Source organism: Pseudomonas sp. BF-RE-22 (assembly GCF_019956155.1).
Classification (GTDB): domain Bacteria; phylum Pseudomonadota; class Gammaproteobacteria; order Pseudomonadales; family Pseudomonadaceae; genus Aquipseudomonas; species Aquipseudomonas migulae.
This window is the reverse complement of the sequence record NZ_JAHBDD010000077.1, coordinates 113,805-139,598: the sequence shown is the minus strand read 5'-3', so window position 1 is coordinate 139,598 and position 25,794 is coordinate 113,805. Positions and strand designations below refer to the sequence as shown.

Here is a 25,794-nt window from a genome sequence, read left to right as displayed (position 1 = left end):
ATTTTGTGATCGACACAACCCCTGTAGGAGCGAGGCTTGCCCGCGAAGACTGACTAACAGTCACCGCATACTCAGCCCTTGGCCCCAGCCTCCAGCATATTCTCCGGCCTTACCCACGCATCAAACTGTTCATCGGTCAGATACCCCAACTGCAACGCCGCCTCCCGCAACGTCAGCCCTTCGGCATAGGCCTTCTTGGCAATTTCCGCCGATTTGTCGTAACCGATATGCGGGTTCAGCGCCGTCACCAGCATCAACCCACGCTCCAGATGCTCGGCCATTTTCTCGGCATCCGGTTCCAGGCCAGCGATGCAATGCTGCTGGAAGTTGCTGCAGCCATCGCCCAGCAAGCGGATCGATTGCAGCAGGTTGTGGATGATCACCGGTTTGAACACGTTCAGTTGCAGATGCCCCTGACTCGCGGCGAAGCCGATGGCCACGTCGTTGCCCAACACCTGGCACGCGAGCATCGACAGGGCTTCGCACTGAGTCGGGTTGACCTTGCCGGGCATGATCGAACTGCCGGGTTCGTTGGCCGGCAATTTCACTTCGGCGAAACCGGCACGTGGCCCGGAACCCAATAAGCGCAGGTCGTTGGCGATTTTCATCAGGGTCACGGCGAGGGTTTTCAGCGCGCCGGACAGCGTGGTCAGCGGCTCATGGCCCGCCAATGCGGCGAATTTGTTCGGTGCGGTGACAAACGGCAGGCCGGAGAGCGCAGCCAGCTCGGAGGCAATCGCTTCGCCAAAACCGTGCGGCGAATTCAGCCCGGTGCCGACGGCAGTGCCGCCCTGGGCCAGTTCACACACATCGGGCAGGGCGCTGCGGATCGCCCGTTCGGCGTAATCCAGTTGCGCGATGTACGCCGAGAGTTCCTGGCCGAAGGTGATCGGCGTCGCATCCATCATGTGGGTGCGGCCGGTCTTCACCAGCTTCATGTGTCGCGCGGACAGCTCGGCCAGACCGCCCGACAGTTCGCTGATCGCCGGCAGCAAATGGTTCTGCACTGCCTGCGCGGCGGCGATGTGCATCGCGGTGGGGAAGCAGTCGTTGGAGCTCTGCGAGCGGTTGACGTGATCGTTGGGGTGCACCGGCACCTTGCCGCCGCGCGGGTTGCCGGCCAGTTCGTTGGCGCGCCCGGCGATCACTTCGTTGACGTTCATGTTGCTCTGGGTGCCGCTGCCGGTCTGCCAGACCACCAGCGGGAACTGGTCGTCGTGTTTGCCGTCGAGCACTTCGTCGGCGGCCTGTTCGATCAGTCGGGCGATGTCGGCGGGCAGATCGCCGTTGCGGTCATTGACCCGCGCCGCGGCTTTCTTGATCAGCGCCAGCCCATGCAGCACCGCCAGCGGCATGCGCTCGTTGCCGATGGCGAAGTTAATCAGCGAGCGTTGCGTCTGAGCGCCCCAGTAGGCCTCATCCGGCACTTCCACCTGGCCAAGGCTGTCGGTTTCGATACGGCTCATCATGCACACTCCTGTCAGTCTGATAGCGCAGTTTAGGCCGTGATCGCCGGCCGTGGTTCCATCGGTCAGTATTTTGACCATTCAACCCCTCTAATTCAGGCACGACAAGGCTTGGGGTTGAGCGACACACTTTTTTAGGCGCAGAATGGACGCCCTTGGGGTTTTACCTCGCCTGCTAGAAAAGGAAACTCGATGACTCGTCTTCGTGCCATCTGTACCGCGGTTGCACTGGTTTGCGCCAGCGGCCCTGTTTTTGCCGATACCGCCAGCCACAACGCCAGTGCCGAAGCTTTCCTGACCCTGGCGCACGCTGACAAATTGGGCACTCCGGTGTACATGCAAGTGCAGCAAATGTTCGCTCAGCGCTTTGAACAGACCAAAGCCCCTGAATCGAAAAAAGCCTTGCTGGAAACCTACCAGGCCAAAGCCAACGCCGCTCTGGATCAAGCCATTGGCTGGAACAAGCTGAAGCCGGACATGGTCAAGCTGTACACCTCCAACTTCAGCGAATCCGAGCTGAAAGACCTGGTCGCGTTCTACCAGTCGCCACTGGGCAAGAAAGTCCTGGAAAAAATGCCGCAGCTGACCCAGCAATCGGCCCAGATGACCCAGGCCAAGCTCGAAAGCGCCGTGCCAGTGGTCAACAAGCTGTTGGCTGACATGACCAACGAGCTGGACCCTAAGGCTAACGCCGCTGCACCTGCTGCCAAGAAAAAGCCTTAAGCGGAGTTCGGTATGACCATGCAACAACGCATCGAATCGACGCTGGGGCTGTTACAGCCCGAGCACCTGCAAGTGCTGGATGAAAGCCATATGCACAGTCGTGGGTTGCAGACCCATTACAAGGCCGTGGTGGTCAGCCAGCAGTTCGAAGGGCTCAACCGCGTCAAGCGTCACCAGAAAGTCTACGGCACGCTCGGCGAGCTGATGGGCGAGTTCCATGCGTTGGCGCTGCATACCTACACGCCTGAGGAATGGGCACAGATCGACACGGCTCCGGCCTCGCCGACCTGTGCTGGCGGCTCGCACTAATCAAATGCGCCATCTTCGGCGCTGCCCTTTGTAGGAGCCGGCTTGCTGGCGATGACGGTGGATCAGTCGACATCTTTGCTGGCTGATCGGACGCTATCGTCGGAACGCCGCCCGCAGCAAGCCGGCTCCTACAGAGAGGTGTGGCTAGTCGACATTAAGCCGGCTCCCACAATTTTTGCTAGAATCCGCAACGCGCCGCTTACCCGGCGCGTTTTTTTTCGCATCCGGTTCACCCCTTACGAGGGTAGCCACCTGGAGAATCACCCATGACACAACAGATTGTCGTGGCGGCACTGTATAAGTTCGTCACCCTGGAAAACTACGTCGACCTGCGCGAGCCGCTGCTGCAGGCCATGGTCGACAACGGCATCAAAGGCACGCTGCTGATCGCCGAAGAAGGCATCAACGGCACCGTGTCCGGCAGCCGCGAAGGCATCGACGGGCTGATGGCCTGGCTCAAGAACGACCCGCGCATGGACGACATCGACCACAAAGAGTCGTACTGCGACGAGCAGCCGTTCTATCGCACTAAAGTCAAACTCAAGAAAGAAATCGTCACCCTCGGCGTCGAAGGTGTGGACCCGAACAAAAAGGTCGGCACCTACGTTGATCCAGAGAACTGGAACGCGCTGATCAGCGATCCGGAAGTACTGTTGATCGACACCCGCAACGACTACGAAGTCTCGATCGGCACCTTCGAAGGCGCCATCGATCCGAAAACCACCAGTTTTCGCGAATTTCCCGACTACATCAAAGCCAACTTCGACCCGGCCGTGCACAAGAAAGTCGCGATGTTCTGCACCGGCGGCATTCGTTGTGAAAAGGCTTCGAGCTACATGCTCAGCCAGGGTTTCGATGAGGTTTACCACCTCAAGGGCGGCATTCTGAAGTACCTCGAAGAGGTGCCGCAGGAAGAAACCAAATGGCAGGGCGACTGCTTCGTGTTCGATAACCGCGTGACCGTTCGTCATGACCTCAGTGAAGGTGACTACGATCAATGTCACGCCTGTCGTACACCGGTTAGTGTTGAAGACCGCGCGTCCGAGCACTATGTGGCGGGCATCAGCTGCCCGCATTGCTGGGATAAGCTGAGCGAGAAGACCCGTCGCAGTGCCATCGATCGGCAGAAGCAGATCGAACTGGCCAAGGCTCGCAACATGCCGCACCCGATCGGCTACAACTACAAGCAAACCCCTTCCGAGGCTTGAACCATGTCTGCACGCCGCCTGCTCTATGTGATGGACCCGATGTGTTCCTGGTGCTGGGGCTTTGCGCCGGTGGCCAATGCGTTGGTCGAGCAGGCGCAGGCGGCGGGTGTGGACGTGCATTTGATTGTGGGCGGCTTGCGCACCGGCAGTGGTTCGGCGCTGGAGCCGACCACCCGGCGCTACATTCTTGAACATTGGCAGGCGGTCACCGAGGCCACCGGTCAACCGTTCAAAATCGAAGGTGCATTGCCCGACGGCTTTGTGTACGACACCGAGCCGGCCTGTAGGGCGTTGGTGACGGCGCGCAGCCTGGCGCCGGATTGCGCGTGGAAACTGCTTGGCCTGATCCAGCATGCGTTTTACGCAGAAGGGCGCGATGTCACCCACGCCAGTGTGCTGGTGGAACTGGCGGAGCAAGCCGGTTTACCGCGCATCGAATTCGCTGCCGCGTTCGACCGCGCCGATCAACATGCCGCGACCGCGGCCGATTTCACTTGGGTGCAGGACCTCGGCATCGCCGGTTTCCCCACCTTGCTGGCAGAGCGTGATGGTCAATTGGCGTTGTTGACCAATGGCTATCAGCCTCTCAGCGTATTGTCACCGCTGCTCGGCCGCTGGCTGGAGCGCGCTGCCTGTGCATGACCTGCCTGACGACGCCCCCACCGCTGCACGTGTCGACCGTCTGAGCTGGGCGGAAATCCGCCGCCTGGCCCTGCATCACAAGAAATCCCTGTGGATCGCCAACGGCGTGGCCGTGCTGGCGACCTTGTGCAGTGTGCCGATTCCCTTGCTCTTGCCCTTGCTGGTGGACGAAGTGCTGCTGGGCCATGGCGACGCGGCGCTGAAAGTCATGAACCACGCACTGCCCGAAGGCTGGCAGAAAGCGGCGGGGTACATCGGCCTGATGCTGCTGGTGACCTTGTTGCTGCGCTGCGGTGCCTTGCTGTTCAACGTGGTGCAGGCCAAGTTGTTCGCGGCATTGGCCAAAGACATCGTGTACCGCATCCGCCTGCGGCTGATCGAGCGCCTCAAGCGCATCTCACTGGGCGAATACGAAAGCCTGGGCAGCGGCACGGTAACCACGCACCTGGTCACCGATCTGGACACGGTGGACAAATTCGTCGGCGAAACCCTCAGCCGTTTCCTCGTGGCCATGCTGACCCTGATCGGCACCGCGAGCATCCTGATCTGGATGCACTGGAAGCTGGCGCTGCTGATCATGCTGTTCAACCCGCTGGTGATCTATGCCACGGTGCTGCTGGGCAAGCGGGTCAAGCACCTGAAGAAACTCGAGAACGACAGCACCTCGCGCTTCACTCAAGCGTTGACCGAAACCCTCGATGCCATCCAGGAAGTGCGCGCCGGCAACCGTCAGGGCTTCTTCCTCGGGCGTCTCGGCCAACGTGCGCGGGAGGTGCGCGATTACGCGGTGAACTCCCAGTGGAAAACCGATGCCTCTAACCGGGCCAGCGGTTTGCTGTTCCAGTTCGGCATCGATATTTTCCGCGCCGCGGCGATGCTCACCGTATTGTTTTCCGACCTGTCCATCGGCCAGATGCTCGCGGTGTTCAGTTACCTGTGGTTCATGATCGGTCCGGTGGAACAACTGCTGAATCTGCAATACGCCTATTACGCCGCCGGTGGTGCGCTGTCCCGAATCAATGAGTTGTTGGCAAGGGCTGACGAGCCTGAATACCCAGGCGGTGTCGACCCGTTCAACGGTCGCGAAACCGTGGGTATCGAAGTCCAGGGATTGAGTTTCGGTTACGGTGACGAACTGGTGTTGAACCAGATGAACCTGTCCATCGCTCCCGGTGAAAAAGTCGCGATTGTCGGCGCCAGCGGCGGCGGCAAAAGTACGTTGGTGCAATTGCTGCTGGGCTTGTACACGCCACTGGCCGGGACGATCCGTTTCGGCGGTTCGACCCAGCAGGACATCGGCCTGGAAACGGTGCGTGAAAACGTAGCGGTGGTCCTGCAACACCCGGCGCTGTTCAACGACACCATCCGCGCCAACCTGACCATGGGGCGCGAGCGCAGCGACGAGGCCTGCTGGCAGGCGCTGGAAATTGCGCAACTGCACAACACGGTTCGGGAATTGCCCAACGGCCTGGATAGCATCGTCGGACGTTCCGGCGTGCGCTTGTCCGGCGGTCAGCGCCAGCGCCTGGCAATTGCACGGATGGTGCTGGCCGAACCGAAAGTGGTGATTCTCGACGAGGCCACTTCAGCGCTGGATGCCGCCACCGAATACAACCTGCACCAGGCACTGGCGCGGTTCTTGAGCCACCGCACCACGCTGATCATTGCGCACCGATTGTCCGCCGTGAAGCAGGCCGACCGGGTGCTGGTATTCGACGGCGGGCAAATTGCCGAGGATGGCGACCATCAGCAACTGATTGCCGAGGGTGGTTTGTACGCCAAGCTGTACGGGCATTTGCAGCAGCACTGATCAGTGCTGCGCGGCTACTTCCAGATCACGTTCAAGGCCTCCGGACTGCCGTCATAACCGAATTGCTTCATGACGATTGAACACGAATCGCAGGGGGCCATGGTGGTGGCGATGGTGATGGACTCAAGCTCTTGAGGATCCGGATATTTCTGGCGTATGACGCTGATGAGTTTGCTCTCGGTGTCCAGGGAAGTAGGGCGTTGGGTGAGTGCTGGGGTGTATGTCTCGATGTTGTCGATCGTGTGCGGAATCGCGAGTAGCTTGCCGGAGTCCGAGACGCTCAGTGACGACTCCGCGACGCGGGTTCCTTCATCGATATTGAAGTAACTCATTCCACCGATTTTTACCTCTTTCGCTCCAGGGTGCCTGGCAAACAGCGGTAAATATCGGGTGTCGTTGTGCGTGCCGGAAACGCTGACATACACCTCATGCTGTCCTGCCTTGGTTTTAATCTCTGCAAATGCAATGTTTCTGGGGGCGTGCGGGCGACGGCCTGTTTTTTTGCTGATGAGCTTTTGCAGCTTTTTCATCGTGTCATCGATATGCAATGCCCTGGGCCCCGCTGAAGTCGCTTGATAGCTGAAAGCGGTATCCTGAAACAGAGTGTTAAATTGCTTGGCGGTCGTTTGACGAACACTTTGCGGTGCCGTCCGGGACAGCGACCAGGTTGCTGCGCCATCGGTGGAGTGCCTGACGATCATCCTTGTCGAGTGATCGAACAGCACGGCCTCGCCGGGGCTGGTATCGACCTTGATCAACCTGAGCGTATCGGGTGGGTTGGCATGGCCACCGATAGGTATGGCGATTTCTTCCATCGCTTCCAGAGCGCGCTCAACGCGACCCACACCATAAATCCTCGCCGTGTTGTTGGCATTCAACGAGCCGGTGTACACCACCATCAACTCGCGCCGCAGTTCGGCCGGCAAGGTTGACGCTTGCCTGAAGGTCAGTGCGTTACGCAGGCTTTGCGCTTTTGCCAGTTCGGCAACGTAAAAATCCCCCGCATCAAGACGTGTGAAAACATACCGTTTCGAACCGTCTACGGAGTCCACGATGATGGCTCCGGAGTGGAAGGAATCGGTCACACCTTTTTCGGTCACGTTGACTTTGACACGCCCGTAAATGCCTTTGCGGAACTCCATCGTCGCGTCGAGTGTTGTGTGAGTGGCCAGCGAAGCCTTTGTCAGGGGGGCGCCGGCAGCGCCCGGCGTATAAATGCTGTCCCCGAACCAGGTAGCCCAACCCTTGGTTTCATCGAACGTGCCGACCGCGGGTACCGGGGCCAGGCCTCGCCACACATAACGGGTTGCGCACACGTCTGCTCCGGGGGCGCGTCGTGGTCGGCAAGGTATCGATTTCAGTGAGTCAGTGGATTCAATCAAGTCGGCACGGTGCAGCGTGTCCCCCTTCAGCCGGTACGGTACGTCATCGATGAACAGCGTGGTGCGGCCGTCCACTTCGAGCACGTCGTTTACGTGCGTATTCTCGGGTAGCTCGACTGTGACGTGCTGATGGGTATTTTCCAGCGTGCCGTAGCGGGATTTTCCCAACGAAAATTCGTTTGAATGAGGTAGCAATGCCGGGCCATAAGGCTGTGTCGATAATGGGTCGACAAAGCGGTAGTCGACCTTGCCTGCCGACGCAACGTTGCGCACCGGTACGTCGTGCGTCCCCCGCAAGCTTGCTAGCTGATCTCCCTCCACCAAAGGACGCCAGTGATCCGGGTTGTCCATGTACGTAAAGCCATCGATAAAGCTGTGGCTGCCGGTTCTGCCCAGCGCCGTCCGAATGCTTTTGTACGCAGGTCTGAGCACACTTTTCAGACCGGCATACACACCTTTTATTGAACCCCGTACGAGTCGAAAACCCAGTGTCGGCAGGCCGTAGAACGGAATTGTGTTTTGTACGAGTGAAACGGTCAGTTTTTGAAAAAGCGAACCGAACTCGGGAAGTGCAACACGTACGCCGGACCGGACTGCCGTGGAAACCAGTTTTATTGATCCGCAGACAAACTTTCCCAGTGGATAGGCGAACGAGACGACATCGACAATCAAGCCAAAAATGGCCCATACCCTTTTTTTCGGATCGCCTGACAGCAGGTCGCTGATACCGCCCCAGAACGGTATGAATCTCTTGGCCGAATCCAGCCAATGGGGATGGGCAGCGAGATGTTCAATCCCGGTTTCGCCTTTCGCTGCTTTCTTGAGCAATGCTTCGTCAAAAAAGAAAAAGTTGTTGGCGATGTACTGGGCAAGTTCGGAAGCGCGGGAAAACGATGCGGCGGGATACAAAGTTTGTTCGGGGTCAGGACTAATGGATGGGCTCGTAAACATTTTGCCAAACGGGTCAATGATGGCTGTGCACATCGCTTTTTCTTTTGGGGGGCTGCCCCTCTCATGGGCTTCCCAATCAAATGGAACATGTTTGCCGCGTATCACCTTGATGACATTGGCCTCTCCATAGATCGGCCCTGCGACCTGTTGAGCCTGATGAACGCCATTGAGCATGGCCGATGAGACATCCGTGCGCTTTCGAATGATCCCCGCTCGCGGTAAACATTCGTAGTAGGCAACGTTGGACTCATAGGTGATTTTCAGAATGAAGCCCATGCGAAGCCGCAGGGGTAGCGTGATGTCCGGCGTTTCCCCGTCAAACGCGATTTCATCGGTGGATTTTCTCAAGGTGTAGATCTTTACCTCTCCCAGTTCGATGCCTTGTCGATCGTCGTGGGGGAGTGAGGAAAACTGGCTTTTCAGCAGTGTTTGATAAGCTTTTTTACTCAGCTCAAGGTAGTTGTCGAATGCTGACTCAAATAATTTTCCTGCATCAGGCAAGGGTTTTTGCGTCACTGTTGCAGGAAGCCACGGGGCTGTGGTTTTTACCGAGCGTTCATTGTTGATGCTGATTCGGTAGGGTGACTTTTGTCTTCCGTCACTCATGGTTATGAACCAGGTTCTTTCTGGCGTCAGTCCCCCCGACATATAAACATCCAGGAAAGAGTAGACCTTGTCCTTTAGAGGCGGTGTTTGAAGGGCACCGCCTCCATCGATGTCTCCATAGTCCTCGATCAATTTTCGCCCGTCGGAGATGAATGCGGGGGATGCCGAGCCAAAGGGTTTTACCAATTTTCCTTCACGGTTTTTCTGCAACGCGTCCTTGAAGTAGTTTTTAATCTCTCGCTCGGCGATGACCTTTCTTTCGGGATAACTGACGTCCAATTGAATAATGGCCTTTTTCAAGGCGTCTATTTGCTCGTCGAGTGCTTTTATGGATTGGGCTTTCTCCTCAGACGAGTAATCCGAGTCGCTCCTCTCAGGAACCACGCCGTTGGTGATTGCCCATTCCAGAGCCGGGGGCACTCGAGCCAGCGCGATAAGCCCCAGCTCTTGCGAAGTCGCTTGCATCGACTGATGAAGCGGAAACTCTACGAGTTGCTGGAAGGACATGCGCTGGATCAAATCTGGTTCCATGGCATCTGCAAGCGTTACACCATGAACGAAGTTGACCCAGACCGCCGAGCTTCTATAGGGCAGGTCGGGCGGGATATCGGGAACCTGGAATTCTCTCGGAAATTCGGGTTGGAACAGACGAGCGAGCAAGATCGACTCCGTCACCGACGACGCTCGTTTGGAGTCCCTTAGATGTTGTTCGAATTCTGCCCGGATCGTCTGGTAACTCTTTCCCCAGTTCGAACGCTGGTGCCAGGGGTAACCGGCGATATCCTCAGGCTTGTTATCGCGTGACACGCCTGTCCATAAGCGAATGGCTCTGCTGACAAGTTTTATCCGGATTTCGGGCGAAGTGTTCTCGTCCGGGTCACCGCCGTACCATTTCAGACCTTTCAGTAACGCGTTACCCAGGCGCACGGACTCGGCAGAGCGCAAGATTTTTTCAAGAAACACCGTAGGTGTTGCTCGGGCTTGCTCGGTAGTGGTTCTGGGAAGTGCATTTTTTTCCAGGTGAGTGAACAGCGAAGTTTCCGTGGAAGGTAGGAATTGTTTGACGATGTCGTTGATGTCCCTGTTTGTCAGTCGGGTGATCAGAGCCTCCATGGTCATTGGTTGGGCCGGATTGCTTTGGCGCAGGGCTTTGAGGATTTTTCGGTCTTCATTGGTGGGGGCGCGATTCAACAGGTCGATATCTAGGCCACTGTCCAGTCGCAATGTATGTCGAGCGCGTTTCTCTTCCACTGCGTTGATCGTAGTGCGATGTTCGTCTGCGTTTCCCGCGTGCCAGGGGAGAATTCCGTAGTAAGTAGTCATCTGCACCAGATTGACGGCGCCGTCGGCACGAATAACCCCCCCGATCTTTTTCGCCTCTTGGTTGATGGCAGTTATCAGGCTGACCCATTTCGGAGCACTGGTAACAAGTACCGTATTCCCACTGTTGTCTTTCTCAAATTTTTGCTGGGCGGGGATATTCAGAATCGACTTTCGTTTTTTGTCCGTCGTGAAGATTTCATACTTCACTTCATCATCTTTTACCGTCAATTCCAGTGTGTCCGGGTCATTGCCTGATTTCAGGCAATGTGTGCGGTACCCTGGAGCCGTCAGGAGGGGTTGTAATAATGCGCGCCCCCGAGCGCTAAATTGTAAAAGTGGGGAGTGAGCGCCAGGGACTATTAATGTTTTTTCAAAATCGGCTGTCGAACTTTCTGTTTTTTTCAAATAGGCGAGAAGGGCGTTGTAGTCCGATAGAACGCCTTCGTATTGCATGGTTTCGGAATGTTCTGTTGTTTCCATTCGGGAGCTTCTCTTGAGTGTCAGTGGATTGGCGCATCGCGCAACGCGATGAAGCCGTGGTCCGATTTCAAGAGAAAAAGAGCAGGAGAGAGCGGTACATAGTTAGGTGATGGCGGTTTTTCTCCATGAACTGTGTCGCGCGGTATGTCCGCCTCTCACTGGAAACCGTTATTTACCGGCACTTGCCCATAGAAAGGGCTTCTCGCTTGCCGGGATCGAGAACGCACCCTAGTCTAGCTGTAGCGATCACGTTGGATGATGATCTGGCAGTGCTAAAACAAGGGACCTCATGAATCAAACGCGGACTCTCGGAACGCCACGGTTGCTGGGCATTGTCTGGCCATTTATCGCTGTCGTGCTATTTCAGGCGCTGTTGGGCGGTTTCAGCCTGTATGTTTTGTCGGCGGTGCGCGGCTATGTTGCCGGCGAAAGCCTCTGGTCCAAGGGCCAGAAAGACGCCATCTATTACCTGAATCTCTACGCGGACAGTCGCGACGAGACGATATTCCTCAAATACCAGAACGCCATCGCCGTGCCTCAAGGGGGCCACGAGTTACGTGTGGCGCTGGACAATCAACCACCGAACATTGAAGCGGCACGCCAGGCGATCCTCAAGGGGGGCAACCATCCGGATGACGTCTCCAGCCTGATCTGGCTGTACCTCAATTTCCGCCACTTCTCTTACCTTGAGAAAGCCATCGACCTCTGGACGGTAGGGGATGCGTATCTGCTGCGCCTGGGTGATGTTGCTCGGGAAATGCATCAGCGCATCACCTCCCGTCAGGCCACCAATGGCGATATCCAGCGCTGGAAAGATCAGATTTTTGCAATCAACGATGAAGTGACGCCGGCGGCGAAGGCCTTCAGCGATGCCCTGGGTGAAGGCTCGCGGGTGATTCTGCGCCTGCTGCTGTTGACGAACCTCGCCACCGCCCTGGGCTTGATTGTCCTGGCCCTGATGCGCACGCACAAATTGCTCAAGCAGCGCCATGCGTTCGCCGACGCCCTGCAGTTGGAGAAGGAGCGCGCGCAGATCACCCTGCAATCGATTGGCGATGCCGTGATCACCACCAATGTCGACGGCGCGATTGCCTACATGAACCCGGCCGCCGAGGCGTTGACGCACTGGAAGGCCGAGCAGGCGACGGGTTTGCCCTTGGCCGCGCTGTTCAATCTGCTGGACGAGAATGCCCAGGCCGACGGCTTTACGTTGATCGAGCACATCCTGAGCGGTCAGCTCAGCGGTGGCAGCGAGCATTCCAAATTGATTCAACGGCTGGATGGCAGCACGGTTTCGGTCACGCTGGTCGGTGCGCCGATCCGCAATGCCGGCAAGGTCAGCGGCACCGTGCTGGTGTTGCACGACATGACCCAGGAGCGGCAATACATTGCCAATTTGTCCTGGCAGGCGACCCATGACGCCCTGACCGGGCTGGCCAATCGCCGCGAATTCGAATATCGCCTGGAACAGGTGCTGCACAACCTGACGCGACATCCGGGGCGTCATGCCTTGATGTTTCTCGATCTGGACCAGTTCAAGCTGGTCAACGACACCTGTGGCCACGCGGCGGGGGACGAGTTGTTGCGGCACATCTGCGCGTTGCTGCAATCGGGCTTGCGCGAAGGCGATACCCTGGCCCGCCTGGGCGGCGACGAATTCGGCATCCTGCTGGAAAGTTGTGCGCCGGAAGCCGCGGAGAAAATCGCCGAGGGCCTGCGCCAGACCGTGCAGAACCTGCACTTCGTCTGGAAAGGCCGGCCGTTCGTGACCACCGTGAGCATCGGCCTGGTACACATCAATCAGCACCCGACCACCCTTGAAACATCGCTGCGCGCCGCCGATATGGCCTGTTACATGGCCAAGGAAAAGGGCCGCAACCGGGTTCAGGTCTATCACGCCGATGACTCGGAATTGTCCCTGCGCTTTGGCGAAATGGCTTGGGTGCAGCGCTTGCACATGGCGCTGGAAGAGGACCGCTTTTGTCTGTATGCCCAGGAAATCGCAGCCTTGGGTCATGTCGAAACAGGCGGCGGGCATATCGAAATCCTGTTGCGCCTGCATGACGAAGCCGGACGCATGATATTGCCCGACAGTTTTATTCCGGCTGCGGAACGTTATGGGTTGATGACTTCGCTTGATCGTTGGGTTGTACAGAATGTTTTCAAGATCATTGCCCAATGTATATCGGAGAAACACAAAGGGCCGTTGGCGATGTGTGCGATTAATCTGTCAGGCACAACTATAGGAGATGAGGCGTTCCTGGACTTCCTGCGTCAACAGTTCATTACTTATTCCATACCGCCTGAAATGATTTGTTTTGAAATTACTGAAACCAGTGCTATTTCCAATCTTGGAAGTGCAATTAGATTTATTAATGAACTCAAAGGCTTAGGTTGCCACTTTTCGTTGGATGACTTTTGCGCCGGTATGTCCTCATTCGCCTACTTGAAACATTTGCCTGTAGACTTCCTGAAGATCGACGGGAGTTTCGTAAAGGATATGCTGGACGACCCGATTAACCGCGCCATGGTCGAAGTGATCAATCACATCGGCCATGTAATGGGTAAGCGTACGATTGCCGAGTTTGTTGAAACACCCCAGATTGAGCAGGCATTGCTGGAAATCGGGGTGGATTACGCTCAAGGGTATGTGATTGAGCGCCCGCATTTGTTTACCTGCGATAGTTTACAAAGTCGTCCTGCCAGGCCTCAGCCGTTGTTGTTCAAGGCGCCTGGCACGTTCCGTTGAAATCTCTTGCTGATCCTTACAATCACAATCAAAAGGAACCCGACAGTGATCGATACATTCAACAGAACCGGACCCCTCATGGAAGCTGCAAGTTATCCCGCCTGGGCTCAGCAACTGATTCAGGACTGCAGCGAGAGTAAACGCCGGGTTGTCGAACACGAATTGTACAGGCGCATGCGAGATAACAAACTCAGTGCAAAGACCATGCGCAATTACCTTATTGGTGGTTGGCCCGTGGTTGAGCAATTCGCGTTGTATATGGCACAGAACCTCACCAAGACCCGTTTTGCCCGCCATCCCGGCGAGGACATGGCGCGACGATGGTTGATGCGCAACATTCGTGTGGAATTGAACCATGCCGATTACTGGGTGCACTGGAGCCGTGCTCACGGTGTCAGCCTGGAAGAACTGCAGGCGCAAAAGGTGGCCCCTGAACTTCACGCCTTGAGTCATTGGTGCTGGCACACCAGTTCGGCGGACTCGCTGATCGTTGCCATTGCCGCCACCAACTACGCCATTGAAGGCGCGACCGGCGAGTGGTCGGCGCTGGTCTGTTCCAATGGCGTCTACGCGGCATCGTTCCCCGAAGAGGATCGCAAGCGAGCCATGAAGTGGCTGAAGATGCATGCCCAGTACGATGACGCCCATCCGTGGGAAGCGCTGGAAATCATCTGCACGCTGGCGGGGCTGAACCCGAGCAAGTCACTGCAGGCCCAATTGCGCGAGGCCGTGTGCAAAAGCTACGACTACATGTACCTGTTCCTGGAGCGGTGCATCCAGCTTGAGCATGTGGAAAAGGCTCCGGTCGCGCGTGGGCGCATGGCATTGGCCGAAAGCTGATCGGTTGGACTCACCATTGAAAAAGCCCGCGCCCTCTATCGATAGAGGGGCGGGCTTTGTCGTATTGGCCGCAAGCTGTCAGGCGCTGACTTTCAGTCCGATCAGCCCGGCAATGATCAAGGTCACGCTGGCCAGCCTGAACAGCGCCATCGATTCACCAAACAGGATGATCCCGGCGATGACCGTGCCGACGGCACCCACGCCGGTCCAGATCGCATAGGCAGTGCCCAAGGGCAATTCCTTCATCGCCAGCCCAAGCAGGCCAAGGCTGATGGCCATCGCGGCAATCGTCAACGCAGTAGGGAGAGGACGGCTGAAACCGTCGGTGTATTTCAGGCCGACAGCCCAGCCCACTTCGAACAGGCCGGCGAAAAACAGAATGATCCAGGACATGAGAGACCTCCATCGATTGACGGGGTCGTCCCCAGATTAATGACTCGATCGAGCCGCGAGGTCGTCCTCGCGTTGCGCAGTATGGTGCCCATCATTAACCCGGGGATCAAGTTTTGCGCTTACTCGGTCACTTGCCGAGCCGCGGTTTCCCGATCTTCTTTCTCGCTCATCCGGCGGAAATACGTCGAGAGCAGCGCCCCGGAAATGTTGTGCCACACACTGAACAATGCGCTCGGCACCGCCGCCAGCGGCGAGAAATGCGCACTGGCCAGCGCGGCGCCCAAACCGGAGTTCTGCATGCCAACCTCCAACGCCAGGGATTTACGCTGGGCCAGTGGCAACTTGAACAGCCGTCCGGTGAAGTACCCCAGCAGATAGCCAAAGCTGTTGTGCAGCATCACCACGGCCATGATCAGCAGGCCGGACTCGGCGATCTTCGCCTGGCTGGCCGCGACGACAGCCGTGACGATGATCACGATGCTGACAACGGAAACCAGCGGCAATACGTCCACCGCGTGGCGAACCCGATCCCCGAGCACGCGCTGAGCGACCACGCCGAGCACGATCGGCAGCAGCACCACTTGCAGGATCGACCAGAACAATTCCATGAAGGACACCGGCAACCAGGCCGAGGCGAGCAGCCAGATCAGCGCGGGCGTCAGCAGTGGAGCGAGGAGGGTGGTGACGGCGGCAATGGCCACCGACAGCGCAAGGTCGCCACGGGCCAGCCAGGTCATGACGTTCGATGAGGTGCCGCTTGGGCAGCAACCGACCAGGATGACACCCACGGCGATTTCCGGCGGCAGATGGAACACCTGGCAGAGCAACCACGCCACACCGGGCATGATCACGAAATGTGCAACCACGCCCAGCGCCACGCGCCACGGATGGCGAGCGACTTCGGCGAAGTCTTCGAGCTTGAGGGTCAGGCCCATGCCGAACATCACCAGGCCCAGGAGCGGCACGATCGCGCCTTTCAGGCCGAGGAACCATGCCGGTTGCAGGAAAGCCACGACGGCGAAAATCAGAACCCAGTAAGCGAAGGTGTTGCCGACAAAGCGACTCAATGCAGCCAGTGCACGCATGGCCTGATCCTTATTTTAAGTAACACTGCAAAACCCCTGCAGGAGCGAGCCTGCTCGCGAGGGTGTGTCAGGCAAAGAGAGGCGACTGACACTCCATCGCGAGCAGGCTCGCTCCTACATTAGAGATCACCAGGCTTTAGATACCCTGCGGCGTCTCTTCACCGCCCAACGCTTCAACCAGCGCCGGGAGGAAGTCGCCGAACGTCAGCATCATCAGGGTGAAGCTGGCATCCAGCTGGCCGAGGGCTTCTTCGCCGCCGTCCTGTTCCGCCTGATCCTGCAGCAGGTCTTCGAACTTCAGGCGCTTGACCACCATCTTGTCGTCGAGGACGAAGGACAGTTTGTCCTGCCAGGCCAGCGACAGCTGAGTGACCACTTTGCCGGTGCTCAGGTGCAACTGGATTTCTTCGCTGGTCAGGTCCTGACGTTTGCAGCGCACGATGCCGCCGTCTTCGTGGGTGTCGCGCAGCTCGCACTCGTCCAGCACAAAGAAGTCATCCGCGGCTTTCTGGGTGGTGACCCATTCAGTCATGGTGGCGGTCGGGGACATTTTCACAGTCAGCGGACGTACCGGCAGGGTGCCGATCACTTCACGCAGGGTCGACAGCAGGTCTTCGGCACGTTTCGGGCTGGCCGAGTTGACCAGAATCAGGCCTTGCTTCGGTGCAATGGCCGCGAAGGTCGACGAACGACGGATAAAGGCACGCGGCAGGAAGGCCTGGATGATTTCATCCTTGATCTGATCGCGTTCCTTTTTGTAGACCTTGCGCATTTGTTCGGCTTCGATCTCTTCGACCTTTTCCTTAACGGCGTCACGCACGACGCTGCCCGGCAGGATGCGTTCTTCCTTACGGGCGGAGATCAGCAGGAAGTCGCCGCTGACGTGCACCAGTGGTGCATCTTCGCCCTTGCCGAAAGGCGCGACGAAACCGTAGGTGGTCAACTCCTGGCTTGCACATGAACGCGCCAGTTTGGTGGCCAGTGCAGTTTCCAACGCCTCGGCATCAAAAGGCAGATCTTGGGTCAGGCGATAGATAAGCAGGTTTTTGAACCACATGGGGCGAGTCTCTCCTTTATACAAAGTGGGGCATTATTCTCTTCGTGGCGCCATAGGCCAACCCTTCTCTAAGCCTTTGGAAGGCCTGAAAAAATTATTTAAAAAAGTGCTTGCCAGAGGTGAGGTCGCTCCGTAGAATGCGCGCCACACCGAAAGTGAAGGGTGATTAGCTCAGCTGGGAGAGCGTCTGCCTTACAAGCAGAATGTCGGCGGTTCGATCCCGTCATCACCCACCATTCGCTTCAAGTGTTACGCGCAGCGGTAGTTCAGTCGGTTAGAATACCGGCCTGTCACGCCGGGGGTCGCGGGTTCGAGTCCCGTCCGCTGCGCCATATTCGGTAACCTGGAACGCTGAACGCCAGGTCACCACGGAAAAGCCCGCTAACGCGGGTTTTTTTCTGCCTGAAGTTCCTGCTGGATGCGTCGTTTCACCGGTTTTCAGATTTTTTTGAATTATTTATCAATTAAATCAACACGTTATGAAAATCTGTGGCACAATGCGCCCCGCAACGAAGGTAAAGGGTGATTAGCTCAGCTGGGAGAGCGTCTGCCTTACAAGCAGAATGTCGGCGGTTCGATCCCGTCATCACCCACCATTTACTTTCAACGCTACGCGCAGCGGTAGTTCAGTCGGTTAGAATACCGGCCTGTCACGCCGGGGGTCGCGGGTTCGAGTCCCGTCCGCTGCGCCATATTCGGTAACCTGGAACACTGAACGCCAGGTCACCACGGAAAAAGCCCGCTTTAAGCGGGCTTTTTGCTGTCTGGAGTTTGGCTTTATGCCGACTTCCATTAAAAAAGCGACCTTCGGGTCGCTTTTTTCGTTTGTGCCTGCTTACTGTTCGGCGTTTCGGCTGTGTCGGTAATCGCTGACCGCCTCGTAAACAGCTTTGCGCAAGCGGTTGATGCCGCCAATCGGGCGATGGGCCTCAACACCAAACCATGGATTGAACGACTGGTTGTCGCATTGCAGGTTCAACGCTGGCGTGTCGAAGTCCTGGGCGGGCACGTTGATCCGCGCCACTGTCTGGAAAGGCGCGTCGCTTTCCTTCCATTCAACACTGGTGTCCTCGATCGGCATGTACTTGCCTGCATCCTGCCGCTGGATCTGCAGGACAAAACAGGCGGGCACCCGATCGGTCGACAGTTGCTGGTTCAGCGCATTGCGCAGAAAGTTCGGCAACTTCTGGTTTTGCGCGGGCAAAGCATAGGTCGGGCAGTTCGTTGGGTCGGGCATGACCCGAAACTTGGCATTGGCCTCACCGAATTTGTAGGGCGAAACCGAAAAATACGTCGTCTGGGTCGGGCTCGGTGGTGGCAGAGAAAGTGTCGCCAAGGCAATAAACAGATGACGGACCTGCCAGGTGCGCGGGTCCCAGCCCGGAAAGAACGCCATCACCTTCTTGCCGTCCGCCTGGGCGGCGACATTCTGACGATATTCGGCGACATCGCTGACAAAGAAGTTCGGATGGCTGAACATCACGAAGTCCTGTTCGCCGCGACGCTGTTGATCGCTGAGCAGTTGTTTGCCCGGCACATCGAGCAGTTTGATCGCCATGCCCCGCGCATCGCGGATGCTGTCGAATTGCGGGTAGGCATTGCCGTTGGACAGGCGCATCGTCGCTTGCCAGGTCTTGCCCGGCTCACTGAACACACCTTGACGCAACTCTGTCGCCAGATCCGGCAACACCTGCACCTCGGCCTTTACGCAGCCATGGGCCTTGGCATGGGCATCACGCAGATAACGGGTGCTTTCACGGTGTTGATCGACAATCCGCACGGCGGTCTGGATCACGTCCTGGGTCATGGCGGCTTCGCCATCCGGAATCTGCTCCAGTGCCGAGACCGGTCCGCGGTGCTGCCAGGCAAACCAGGCAGTGGCCAGCGCCCAGCCAAGCAAGCCGATGCACAGCAAAACCAGCAGGGTTTTGCCGAGCAGGCGGCCCAGCCACAACCAGAACCGGGCAAACAGCGGCAAATCCTTCTTGAAGGTGGTCATGATCATGGCAATTGCGCCTCCAGCGGGCCGCCCAGCACTTTCAGGTACTCCAGCAACGCAAAGCGTTCCTCGGGTTGCAGCAGTCGGCCAATCACCCCGTTGCCGCGTTTACCCGCGCGGAATTCATGGCCGCTGTTGTGGTTACCGGTAATGCGCGTATCGAACAGGAAGCCATTGGTGAAGGCTTCGGTGCGATAGCCCAGGTGTTTCGGGTCGTACTCGAACGTGCCTTTGTAGAAGGTGGCCGCGCGTTCGTCCTGAGGCGAGAGCAATTGATAAATGCTTGGTACCGAGCCGTTGTGCAGGAACGGAGCGGTCGCCCAGACGCCTGACAGCGGCCGAGCCTTGTAGGCGACTTTTTCACGAACGCCGATCGGCAGGCCGAAGCCATCGAGCCGAGGCTTTTCTGCCGCTGTGACCTTGGCCTCCCGGTAAGCCCGGTCCTCGACGAACGCCGTGACGTAGGCCAGCCCCTTGGCCACCGAAAGCTGGCTCAGGTCCAGCGGCTCCTCGGGGGTCGGGTGCAGCTTCACGTCCATCTGTGCCAGCTCCGTCGGGTCCCATTGCAGCGCAGTCAGGTCGAAACGGTGATTGGCGATGTTGTTCGCCGCTGTCGGATCAGTGCCGATGACGTCGACGGGCAGCATGTGCAACTGCTGCACCCAGCGCTCGCCTTCCTGGATCGTCCGCGGAACGTGGCAACCGGCGCAGTTCTCGGTGAACAGTGCGCGACCTTTGGCGGCCAAAGGCTTGTCGACAGCGCCCAGCAGCTCTTCCGGCCAGGCAGGCGGTTTGAGTCGTTGCAGGGTTTCTTCGATCAGGTGCAAATCGCGCACCCGCACGCTGGACGGATATCGGTAGTCGCCCTTGAGTGGCTGCCCGTTGCTGTCGAAGAAATTCAGCGTGGCGCCTACGCCCAACGCCTCGCCGATGTTGCGGGCCATCGGCTGCTGCGCCGAACCGTTCCACTGCACCCAGTCGAATGTCCACATGTCCCACAGTTGCGGGTAGTCGACCGGCGCATTGGCCACCCGGTAGTTGGCCGGTGAGATCGCGTCGCCGAAACTGGCGTTGGCAATACGCCCGAACGCGTCGGTGCGGCCAGGGCCTTCCTCGGTCGGGTAGAGCCCTCGATGGGTGTCGTTCCAGGCTACTTTCAGGAACGTATCGAGAGAGGTTTTGAAGTCTTTGCGCAGCTGTTGATGCCGGGCGTCGTATTCCTGGCCCAGCACGTTGCGAGCGAAACGTTCGAATTTCCATGGGTTGTAGTAAGTCGACGTCAGACTGGCGACCAGAGCTTGTCCGAAACTGCCACCGCGCAGTGTCGGAACGCTGGACGGCAAGACGTGTTGCGCCGAACCACCATCGATGCGGATGGCCTGACCGTTGAAACGCAATTCGCCGGTGTGGCAGGCGGCGCAGGTGATGTCCAGAAACTGATCCTGGCTGCCGGGGTTTTGATGGCGGGCGAAACCCACGGGCAGGTTGCCGGGGTTGTTCGGCGTGGCTTTCTGGCCGGGATCGACCAGGAAGCCGAAGCGCGCAAGGTACTCCGGGCTGGCGAATCGTTGTTGCGAAAAGGGCAGTTCGAGCGCATTGAACCACTCGTAGCGCAAGCCTTTGACCTGAGTGCCCTGGGGCGTGAAGTAGTAGGTCTGGCGGTCGGCCGCGCTCCACTGCTCCAGGTAATGCACTTGTTGTGCTGGCGACCAGTTCGGCAGTTTCGGGTTGGCGACGTAATACAGAATCACGGCGAGGGCGAGGCCCAGCAGTGCAACGATCAGAATCAGAAAGCGATAAAAGAGGCGCAAGTTAAACATCCTTGTCGAGTTGTCGCTCTCTTATGCCTCAGCTGCAATCGTGGGGCAAGTGGCCATTACTTCAGTTGTTGTGGGACGAAGCAGTCGTCCCTGTGGGGCGAAGATGACAGAAGCTTCATCATCCGATTCCGGAAATGCGTTAAAACACCTGAACTTATCAGAAGTTTCCTGCTCTCATGCCGGTAGCCATTGGTCGTGGCCGCCTGATAAGCTCGCGGCTTTACTCGATTGCCCTTTAGGCGCATGAACAAGGAAATAGCATGAAACAGCATCGGTTGGCGGCGGCGGTGGCCCTGGTTAGCCTGGTACTTGCGGGTTGCGACTCGCAGACCAGCGTAGAGCTGAAAACCCCGGCGCAAAAAGCTTCCTACGGGATTGGCCTGAACATGGGCAAGAGCCTGGCTCAGGAAGGCATGGATGATCTGGACTCCAAAGCCGTTGCCCAGGGCATTGAAGATGCCATCGGCAAGAAAGAACAGAAACTGAAGGATGACGAGTTGGTCGAAGCCTTCGCAGCACTGCAGAAGCGTGCTGAAGAACGTATGGCCAAAATGAGTGAAGAGTCGGCAGCCGCCGGCAAGAAATTCCTCGAAGACAACGCCAAGAAAGCCGGTATCACCACCACGGCTTCGGGCCTGCAGTACGAAGTGGTCAAGAAAGCTGATGGCGCACAGCCTAAGCCGACCGACGTGGTGACTGTTCACTACACCGGCACCCTGACCAACGGCACCGTGTTCGACAGCTCCGTGGAGCGTGGCAGCCCGATCGATCTGCCGGTCAGCGGCGTGATTCCGGGTTGGGTCGAAGGCCTGCAACTGATGCACGTTGGCGAGAAGTACAAACTGTTCATCCCTAGCGAGCTGGCTTACGGCGCCCAAAGCCCAAGCCCGGCGATTCCAGCCAACTCGGTGCTGGTATTCGACCTGGAACTGCTGGCGATCAAGGATCCGGCAAAACAAGACGACGCTGCCAAGTAATTAGCGTTTGTCCTGACAACAACGCCTCGCTTATGCGGGGCGTTGTTGCATCTGGCGTCCGGCAAGGGTAAACAAAGCGAACGGATGTTTCAGGCTGGAGTCATAGCCATTGAGAGCGCCTGCGCTAGCTGCGGCGGAGCGCCAAGTCAATGAAATCTTGGGTTTTTTTATGTGAGTAAAAAACGCCCGATCTGAGTTGAGCCCTTATGAAACGGGGCTTTCAGCCGTGAAATGCAGCTCTGTTCACAAGGTTATCCACAATTTGTGTGGATAACATTTCAGCGGGAGGAATGATGAAAGCACCCTGGAATTTCGCTCGTTTCCTGCCACTGGCCGGACGTCTGCTCGCTCGTGGGCGTTTGCCGACGTTACTGTTCGCGGTAGCCAGTAAAGGTGCCAGCCAGGGCAACCGTTTGGGCAAGCTCAAAGACGACCTGCGCTTGTTGCAGGCGTTGTGCCTGGCTTACTGGCGCGGTGAATACCGGGCCATCAGCCCTAAAGCGCTGATCTCGGTGGTGGCAGGCTTGATGTATTTCCTGAGCCCGGTGGATGCGATTCCGGATTTCATACCGGTGTTCGGCATGTTCGATGACATCGCCGTGCTCGCCTGGCTGATGAAGGTTCTCGACGACGAGCTCAACGCCTTCCGCGCCTGGCGCAATCGCCAGGCGCCAGAGAAGCTCGCGGTGGTAGAGCGTTTGCCCGATACCCCGGAACAACTTCAGCTGCAGGGCCCGAAAAAAACCTGAGTCGATTCAGGACTATCCCTATATTCATACCCCCGCGACCTTGGCCGCTGTTAGGATTACACTTCTAAGGAAAAGCGCCGACTCGCTAAGTGTCGTTGTCCTACGGGGAAGTCATGGATATTCAGATAATCACACGCGAAGGCGAGCCCGAGTATGCGGTTGTTCCGTGGGCTCAGTATCAGGCTCTACTCAAAGCAGCAGGCATCGATCAACAACCGCCGCGCGAGGCCCCTGTGCAACGCGCGGCCACGCCAGACCAGATTCTTCCGGGTCTGGATCAACTACGCAGTTTGCGCGAAGGGAAGGGCATCGCCATTGAGGCGCTGGCCCGCACGGTAGGCATCAGCCCGTCCTATCTGGCCTTGATCGAAAGTGGCGAGCGTCAACCCGACGCTGCAATTCGCCGCAGCCTGGCCTGGGAATTGACGGTGCCAGGGTGGAGGGAAGAATCGTGAGCGTACGCATCAGTCGTCAACATTGGGACGGATTGCTGGGCGAGCTGGATCAGGCGCGCCGCCAGCGTCATTTGCTGACCTACCGCGCGTTGCTTGAGCGCCTGCAATTGCCGACGCCAGCCATGCAAACCTTGACCGCAGCCCTTGAACACCTGGCCGCACTGGACGCCAAGGCCGAGCAGCCGCTGCGCAGCTCGCTGGTAATCAGCCAGGGCGCCAGTCGCCTGCCGCGCACCGGTTTCTTCGAATGCGTCGAGCGCCTGGGGCGTTTCTCCGGGCCGTCCGATGGTGTCGCCGCCGCCTCGTGGCATGCCTCGGAAGTGGTGCGAGTGTTCGAGTACGAGTACCCCGAATCGGCGGAAGCCTGAGTGTTTTTCAAGCTCAAGGCGCGGGCCGGTTACTGGCTGGCTCGCCAGTTGTTTCACTGGTCGTGGTTTGTGCGTCAGCCACGCGGCTGGAGTTGGCTTGAAGGCCAGCTTGCACGCATGGCGAACCTGGGCGATGTCGACGCTCAAAGCTTCTATGGCCACATTCTGGCCTTTCGCGGCGTGGGCCTTGGGGCTCGTGAGGAAGGTGTCCGCTTGCTGCGCCTGGCGGCGTTGGCGGGGGATGGCAAGGCGGCGTATCAGGTGGGGGTGATCAGTCTGGCCGGGACGGCGAGCAAGGCACCGGATCCGGATGAGGCTGCCCGGTTTTGGGCGATGGCTGCCAGGGCAGGGCATCCGTTGGCTGAGATCAAATTGAAAGAGTTGGCTGCTCGCGGTCCTTTGGATAATTAGTGGCTGATCCGACGCCTTCGCGGGCAAGCCTCGCTCCTACGGGATGTGTGAAACGACACAGATCCCGTAGGAGCGAGGCTTGCCCGCGAAGGCATCAGCCCCATCACCGCTGCCCAACCAGCAATTCATCCTCTCGCTTCGGTACCGTCAGACTATCAATCACATGCACGCTATACCCCGGCACATTCTTCGCGTGGTGTTTAGCCTGCGACGCCATCTCCGCCAACTGGCTCGCATCGAGTTGTCCACAGGCCTGTGGATGCAAATGCACCACGCCGATCGACAGCGATAACAACGGAAATTCCTGGCGCACGCCCTGGCGATTCGGGGCGATGAAGCAGCCGGCTTCCAGGTGTTCGCTGCGGTAGAAGCGTCGGCATTGGCTCTGGAAATCGTCGAGCAACTGGTTCAAACGTTTGCGCCAGTCTTCCGGCCCGAGCACCAGCAAAAAATCATCACCGCCGATATGGCCGACAAAGTCGCGGGACGGGTCGACGCGATCATTCAGACATTGCGCCAGGCACAGCAGGACTTCGTCCCCGCGTCCGTAGCCGTAGATGTCGTTGAAGGGTTTGAAACTGTCGATGTCCACGTAGCAGATCACTGATTCCCTTTGTTGTTGCAGCAGGCGCGTCAGGCATTGCTGGATCGGCACGTTGCCCGGCAACAGGGTCAGCGGGTTGGCGTAACGGGCTTGCTGGATCTTCAGTTCAGTAATCAGCTTCAGTACGTCGATGACCCGACCCAGTCCCAGGTAGCCGCCGTTGAGGGTGATGATGAAGTCTTCCTCGATGCGCTGCCGGGCGCGGCTGGTGATCAGGCGGCTGACCTGTTGCAGCGACTGGCTCATCTCGACGGCGAGAAAGTCGTCGTTCATCAACCGGCTGATGGGCTTGCGGGCGAACAGGTCGGTGGCAAACGGTTTGAGCAGGGCGTCCGACAGCGAATGCCGATGGACGATGCCGCAGGGGTGGCCTTGCTCATCGAGCACCGCCAGTGAGTTCAGGTTGGCCTGGCGGCGGAAGGCTTCCAGCACCGTGGCAGTCGGCGTACCCCGCGCGACCGCTGGTTGATCGATCAAAAGAGCACTGAGGTCACTGCCTTCGTCGTTCAGCGCCACCGCAGAGCTGTCCTGTTTGGGCATCAGGTTTCGCGCTTCCCTTGGCGGGTGTTCTTGAGGGCGGCAGAGCAAGTAACCCTGGACCAGATCGACACCCATATCGGTCAACACCGCGAGCTCCTCCGGCAGCTCGATCCCTTCAGCAATCACTTGTGCCCGAGAGGCTTTGGCTATTTGCATGATGGAACCGACAAATTCACGCTTGAGCGCATCCTGATGGATGCCATCGATGAAGTGCCGATCGATCTTCACATAGTCCGGCCGCAGCTCGGACCACAGGCGCAGGCTCGAATAACCGGCACCCAAATCATCCAGCGCAATGGAAAAGCCCATCGCCCGGTAGTGATGCAACGCGTTTTGCAGCAGCTGGAAATCGTCGGTCGGCGTCTGTTCCGTCAGTTCGATGACCACCTGGCTGGGCGGTATGCCGAAATCCTGCAGCAGTTGCAGGGTCCGACCCGGTTGGTGAGCCGCTTCGAGCAGCGATTCCGGCGACACGTTGAGAAAGAGTTTGCCCGGCAGTTGCTGCTCATTAAAGCGCCGGCAAGCGCTCTCGCGGCAGGCAATTTCCAGCTCGTTCAAACGACCGGCCTGGCGGGCGACGGCAAACAAGGCGATGGGCGAGTGCAGCGGGCTGTTGGAGGGGCCACGGCTGAGGGCTTCGTAACCGATGATCTGTCGTTCAGAGAGCGAAATGATTGGCTGGAACAGGCTGTGCAAACCGCTTTGAGTCAATATTGAACTCAACGCACTCAGCTGTTCGGTAGTGGTCATGGCGGTCTCTGGCGAAAAAAAAAGGACTGAGAGCCAAAGCTCTCAGTCCCGTATTTCACGACAGAATGATGACTGTTTGATGACGCTAAGGGGGCGT

The 25,794-nt window shown here is 58.1% G+C and carries 20 protein-coding genes and 4 tRNA genes; 16 read left to right on the top strand and 8 right to left on the bottom strand.

The features are described from left to right. Window positions 1-71 precede the first annotated feature (71 nt). A complete protein-coding gene (locus tag KGA82_RS26710) occupies window positions 72-1,466 on the bottom strand; it encodes a class II fumarate hydratase (protein WP_032829261.1) in 1,395 nt (464 codons plus the stop codon). A 192-nt stretch (window positions 1,467-1,658) separates the two neighbouring features. Here KGA82_RS26710 and KGA82_RS26705 point away from each other — a divergent pair, with 192 nt between their 5' ends. The 5 genes from KGA82_RS26705 to KGA82_RS26685 all read left to right on the top strand — a co-directional run bounded on the left by KGA82_RS26705 (window position 1,659) and on the right by KGA82_RS26685 (window position 6,158). Further along, window positions 1,659-2,189: a DUF2059 domain-containing protein gene (locus KGA82_RS26705; RefSeq protein ID WP_008035681.1), complete on the top strand. Its 531-nt coding sequence runs from the start codon at window positions 1,659-1,661 to the stop codon at window positions 2,187-2,189. A 12-nt stretch (window positions 2,190-2,201) separates the two neighbouring features. Next, window positions 2,202-2,498 carry a BolA family protein gene (locus KGA82_RS26700; RefSeq protein ID WP_008035680.1) on the top strand — a complete coding sequence of 99 codons (297 nt, stop codon included), beginning with the start codon at window positions 2,202-2,204 and terminating at the stop codon, window positions 2,496-2,498. 266 nt (window positions 2,499-2,764) lie between these two features. After that, complete coding sequence (locus tag KGA82_RS26695; RefSeq protein WP_017340054.1) at window positions 2,765-3,706, top strand: rhodanese-related sulfurtransferase; 942 nt, start codon at window positions 2,765-2,767, stop codon at window positions 3,704-3,706. 3 nt (window positions 3,707-3,709) lie between these two features. Beyond that, window positions 3,710-4,348, top strand: a complete 639-nt coding sequence (locus KGA82_RS26690; RefSeq protein WP_008035678.1) for a DsbA family protein — start codon at window positions 3,710-3,712, stop codon at window positions 4,346-4,348. Next, entirely contained in the window at window positions 4,341-6,158 is a 1,818-nt protein-coding gene (locus KGA82_RS26685; RefSeq protein WP_008040921.1) for an ABC transporter ATP-binding protein, read from the top strand. Before KGA82_RS26690 ends, KGA82_RS26685 begins: the two co-directional genes overlap by 8 nt. 14 nt (window positions 6,159-6,172) lie before the next feature. On the opposite strand, the gene KGA82_RS26680 is transcribed toward KGA82_RS26685, so the two are convergent. Further along, window positions 6,173-10,900, bottom strand: coding sequence for a deaminase domain-containing protein (locus tag KGA82_RS26680; RefSeq protein ID WP_223453137.1), 4,728 nt, complete (start codon window positions 10,898-10,900; stop codon window positions 6,173-6,175). A 289-nt stretch (window positions 10,901-11,189) separates the two neighbouring features. On the opposite strand from KGA82_RS26680, the gene KGA82_RS26675 reads away from it, so the two are divergent. Together KGA82_RS26675 and KGA82_RS26670 are read left to right on the top strand one after the other, a co-directional pair. Then, window positions 11,190-13,649: an EAL domain-containing protein gene (locus KGA82_RS26675; RefSeq protein WP_223453136.1), complete on the top strand. Its 2,460-nt coding sequence runs from the start codon at window positions 11,190-11,192 to the stop codon at window positions 13,647-13,649. A 78-nt stretch (window positions 13,650-13,727) separates the two neighbouring features. After that, a complete protein-coding gene (locus tag KGA82_RS26670) occupies window positions 13,728-14,489 on the top strand; it encodes a TenA family transcriptional regulator (RefSeq protein ID WP_008040915.1) in 762 nt (253 codons plus the stop codon). A 78-nt stretch (window positions 14,490-14,567) separates the two neighbouring features. Here the strand turns inward: KGA82_RS26670 and sugE are convergent, their stop codons facing one another. From sugE to rdgC, 3 genes are all read right to left on the bottom strand, one after another. Then, a complete protein-coding gene (gene sugE, locus KGA82_RS26665; protein WP_008035664.1) occupies window positions 14,568-14,882 on the bottom strand; it encodes a quaternary ammonium compound efflux SMR transporter SugE in 315 nt (104 codons plus the stop codon). Between the two features lie 119 nt (window positions 14,883-15,001). Next, a complete protein-coding gene (locus KGA82_RS26660; RefSeq protein WP_008035661.1) occupies window positions 15,002-15,967 on the bottom strand; it encodes a bile acid:sodium symporter family protein in 966 nt (321 codons plus the stop codon). 136 nt (window positions 15,968-16,103) lie between these two features. Then, window positions 16,104-17,024: a recombination-associated protein RdgC gene (rdgC, locus tag KGA82_RS26655; protein WP_008035659.1), complete on the bottom strand. Its 921-nt coding sequence runs from the start codon at window positions 17,022-17,024 to the stop codon at window positions 16,104-16,106. A 160-nt stretch (window positions 17,025-17,184) separates the two neighbouring features. On the opposite strand from rdgC, the gene KGA82_RS26650 reads away from it, so the two are divergent. The 4 genes from KGA82_RS26650 (at window position 17,185) to KGA82_RS26635 (ending at window position 17,716) form a co-directional block, all read left to right on the top strand. After that, window positions 17,185-17,260, top strand: a tRNA-Val gene (locus KGA82_RS26650). Window positions 17,261-17,279: 19 nt separating this feature from the next. Continuing rightward, window positions 17,280-17,356, top strand: a tRNA-Asp gene (locus KGA82_RS26645). Between the two features lie 188 nt (window positions 17,357-17,544). Beyond that, window positions 17,545-17,620, top strand: a tRNA-Val gene (locus KGA82_RS26640). Window positions 17,621-17,639: 19 nt separating this feature from the next. Continuing rightward, a tRNA-Asp gene (locus tag KGA82_RS26635) sits at window positions 17,640-17,716 on the top strand. Between the two features lie 143 nt (window positions 17,717-17,859). Here KGA82_RS26635 and KGA82_RS26630 read toward each other — a convergent pair. Continuing rightward, window positions 17,860-19,029: a catalase family protein gene (locus tag KGA82_RS26630; RefSeq protein WP_223453135.1), complete on the bottom strand. Its 1,170-nt coding sequence runs from the start codon at window positions 19,027-19,029 to the stop codon at window positions 17,860-17,862. Continuing rightward, a complete protein-coding gene (locus KGA82_RS26625) occupies window positions 19,026-20,834 on the bottom strand; it encodes a di-heme-cytochrome C peroxidase (protein WP_223453134.1) in 1,809 nt (602 codons plus the stop codon). The genes KGA82_RS26630 and KGA82_RS26625 overlap by 4 nt, the downstream gene beginning before the upstream one ends. A 269-nt stretch (window positions 20,835-21,103) precedes the next feature. On the opposite strand from KGA82_RS26625, the gene KGA82_RS26620 reads away from it, so the two are divergent. The 5 genes from KGA82_RS26620 (at window position 21,104) to KGA82_RS26600 (ending at window position 23,803) form a co-directional block, all read left to right on the top strand. Next, window positions 21,104-21,820 carry an FKBP-type peptidyl-prolyl cis-trans isomerase gene (locus tag KGA82_RS26620; protein ID WP_223453133.1) on the top strand — a complete coding sequence of 239 codons (717 nt, stop codon included), beginning with the start codon at window positions 21,104-21,106 and terminating at the stop codon, window positions 21,818-21,820. A 293-nt stretch (window positions 21,821-22,113) separates the two neighbouring features. Continuing rightward, complete coding sequence (locus tag KGA82_RS26615) at window positions 22,114-22,569, top strand: YkvA family protein (RefSeq protein ID WP_008030397.1); 456 nt, start codon at window positions 22,114-22,116, stop codon at window positions 22,567-22,569. Between the two features lie 113 nt (window positions 22,570-22,682). After that, window positions 22,683-23,024: a helix-turn-helix domain-containing protein gene (locus KGA82_RS26610; protein ID WP_223453132.1), complete on the top strand. Its 342-nt coding sequence runs from the start codon at window positions 22,683-22,685 to the stop codon at window positions 23,022-23,024. Next, window positions 23,021-23,392 carry a hypothetical protein gene (locus KGA82_RS26605; RefSeq protein WP_003223109.1) on the top strand — a complete coding sequence of 124 codons (372 nt, stop codon included), beginning with the start codon at window positions 23,021-23,023 and terminating at the stop codon, window positions 23,390-23,392. The genes KGA82_RS26610 and KGA82_RS26605 overlap by 4 nt, the downstream gene beginning before the upstream one ends. Beyond that, entirely contained in the window at window positions 23,393-23,803 is a 411-nt protein-coding gene (locus KGA82_RS26600) for a sel1 repeat family protein (protein ID WP_223453131.1), read from the top strand. It begins immediately after the preceding gene. A 103-nt stretch (window positions 23,804-23,906) separates the two neighbouring features. On the opposite strand, the gene KGA82_RS26595 is transcribed toward KGA82_RS26600, so the two are convergent. Then, window positions 23,907-25,697 carry a bifunctional diguanylate cyclase/phosphodiesterase gene (locus KGA82_RS26595; RefSeq protein WP_192227875.1) on the bottom strand — a complete coding sequence of 597 codons (1,791 nt, stop codon included), beginning with the start codon at window positions 25,695-25,697 and terminating at the stop codon, window positions 23,907-23,909. Window positions 25,698-25,794: the final 97 nt, after the last annotated feature.